Below are 2,954 nucleotides of genomic sequence, written 5' to 3'. Positions count from 1 at the left end.
CTGTAATATTAGTCAAAATTTAATTTTTAATAAATAAAATCAACAAATATTAAGAATTATGTAAAAGATTAATATAAAGTTAATTATAAAGCAGAGTTATTGGCAAAAATTAAGACAACTATTCGGCAGAAATAGTGTTGTAAGCTACTTTTTTTTCAGTGTAAATAATAAATGATAGTTTACAGAACCAGGTAAAAGAGGACTTCTTAACATTACTTTAATAAATTTCTTGATCCATGAAACCAAGAATAATAGTCTGTGGCTTGGGTCGTACCGGCTACAAAATATTTCGTCTATTAAGACAGCAGGGTGCAACAGTTGTTGGCATTAGTGATCGCCCACTCCGTGGAGAGGGTTCAGAAATTATCGTCGGCAACTTTCGTTCAGCATCTACTTTATTAGCAGCAGGCATTCAAAGTGCCCATACTCTGGTTTTAGCAGGTAAAGAAGAATCTGTTAATTTGGCCGTCTTAATGTTAGCAAGGATTCTTAATCCTAAAATTCGGATTATCAACCGTCTATTTAATACAAGTTTGGGCGATCGCTTAGACCATACCCTAACTGACCACACAACAATGAGTGTGTCAGCTTTAGCAGCTCCAGTGTTTGCTTTTGCAGCATTGGGTAATCATGCTATTGGTCAGCTACGTCTATACAATCAGACCTGGCCAATGCACGAAGAATTGATCGATCAGAATCATCCTTGGTTAGGTCGTAAGATCAGTTCGCTTTGGGATGATCGTTCTCTGATGTTAATTTACTATATACCAGTCACAGATCCAATCGATCTAGTCTCTGCAGTAGTAAAAGAACGAGAGTTACAGGTAGGCGATCGCCTAATTATTGCCAGCAAACCTAGTGTGCGAACTCGCAGACAAAGTTTGATTCACAACTTCTTCAAAATATTTGCCAGACTCAGACAATTTCAGCGACATAGTAAATCAGCAGTAATTCTCAATTTAGCTCTTTTAGTAACTGTCTTAGTTTGTACTATTACTTATATCAGTATTAATCTGAATAATAGTTTTGTTGATTCCCTATATTTTACTGTTGGTATGATTACAGGAGCGGGGGGAAATGAAAAAATAGCAGAACAAGCACCAGGTAGTATCAAAATATTTACTTCCATAATGATGCTTGTGGGTACAGCGATCGTCGGTATTTGTTATGCACTCCTAAATGACTTTGTATTAGGTACTCGTTTTCAAGAATATTGGGATGCTGCTCGCATTCCTCTGCGTAATCATTATATTATCTGTGGGTTTGGTGGAATTGGTTTACATATTGCCCAGCAACTTGTTGCTAGTGGTTATGAAGTAGTAATAGTAGAGCGTAATCCTAACTGTCGATTTCTCAATAGTGCCAGATCGATGAAAATTCCCGTAATTGAGGGAGATGCAAGTTTATCTACGACCTTAGAAGTTGCCAATATTGAAAAAGCTGAAGCTCTATTAGCTGTAAGTGGTAATGATATTGTTAACTTAGAAATTGCTCTGAGTGCGAAAGGTCTTGTACCAAAAATACCTGTTGTCGTGAGAAATCAAGATCCGCACTTAGCCCTAATGGTGCAACAAGTATTTGAATTTGAGTCTGTACTTAGCCCCACAGAATTAGCTGCTCCTGCTTTTGCTGCTGCAGCGATCGGTGGTAGAATTCTGGGCAATGGAATTACGGCAGATAGTTTGTGGGTAGCATTAGCAACTTTAATTACACCAGGACATCCTTTCTGTGGCAAAGTTACTCAAGATGTGGCTCATACTGCCGACTTTGTACCCTTGTATATAGAAAGCAACGGTAAAGAAATTCATGGTTGGGATTTGCTGACTGCGACTTTGAACTCTGGTGATGTCTTATACTTAACGATGCCAGCGAATAGACTAGACCAACTTTGGAGAAATGTGCCTATACAACTAATAAGTTTTTCGGNAGCCGAAAAGATTAACTGTTGAACTTAAACCAGAGAAAATAATTGTCAAATGTAGAAAAATCTTGTAATACCAATTTGAAAAATTGCTGCTATGGCAAAACCTTTATTTGGTAAGGATTTCCAGCCACTCATTTGTAACATTATCACGACTTACGCAAAGAGACTATATATAGCGCTTACTAATTTAGGCGATCGCTAACGTAGAGCTTCCGCTTTTCATGTCACGTTTTCCGTTCCGGAATGCTCCGCAAACATGGCGGCGACAGCAGAAAAGCGAAACGCTTAATTTTTTATAGCGATCGCCTTCCACGCATACCCTATATTGCTTACCACTATCCTGACAGCGGACAATCTCTATTTTTTGAGAGGCATTGCTGAATAAATGTTTGATTGGCTATGAGTCAGAAGTCAGTCATCAGAATTCAGTAGGTAGAAAAGAGTTTTTCGGTAACTTGTGATAGAAGAAATAGGTATAATTTGCATTATATGTTTTGGCTTAAAATTTACCAAAAGTTTAATTTCATACCGTGTTTCATCAACGCTTTTTAATATAATTTTTTATTAATAACTGTATCATCAAAAATTAAATAACTATCTTCAGTTGTTGCAATTTCAGACTGTACATTTTGCCACACAATTTCTGTCTCGTCTTTCAACATTCTTCAAATACCGATTAATTTGATTGTGGCCAACTTTTTCCAGATTGTCCGCAAGATTTGTGAGAGTGTAATTTTTCTCACTACTTATTAAATACTCACAATATTTTATATAATTAAAGCCCATTTGGCCAATGGAAAAATCTCAAATCAATTAGCTTCATTTTTTCGGATGCTTTTTTTAGACTTGATATTCGTCGTACACAAACTTTGAAGAAATCTTCAGAGGAATATGGTATTCATGCTAAGGTAAAAGTTGCTAAAAATAAGGTTGCTCCTCCATTCCGTGTTGCTGAATTTGATATTATTTTGGTAAAGGAATTTCTAATGTAGGCTGTATTATTGACTTAGCCGAAGAGACAGATGTAATT

Annotated in this window: 2 pseudogenes; both read left to right on the top strand. The window is 36.5% G+C overall.

Annotated features, from left to right (window positions below):
• Positions 1–236: 236 nt before the first annotated feature.
• Positions 237–1,926: pseudogene (locus AFK68_RS03705) on the top strand (TrkA family potassium uptake protein); the annotation flags it as partial.
• A gap of 831 nt (positions 1,927–2,757) precedes the next feature.
• Positions 2,758–2,954, top strand: a pseudogene (locus AFK68_RS03700) (DNA recombination/repair protein RecA); the annotation flags it as partial.

This window comes from Hydrocoleum sp. CS-953 (assembly GCF_002260545.1).
Taxonomy (GTDB): Bacteria; Cyanobacteriota; Cyanobacteriia; order Cyanobacteriales; family Microcoleaceae; genus Trichodesmium.
Note: the sequence above shows the minus strand (reverse complement) of the source record. Positions and strands in the feature narration are given on the sequence as shown.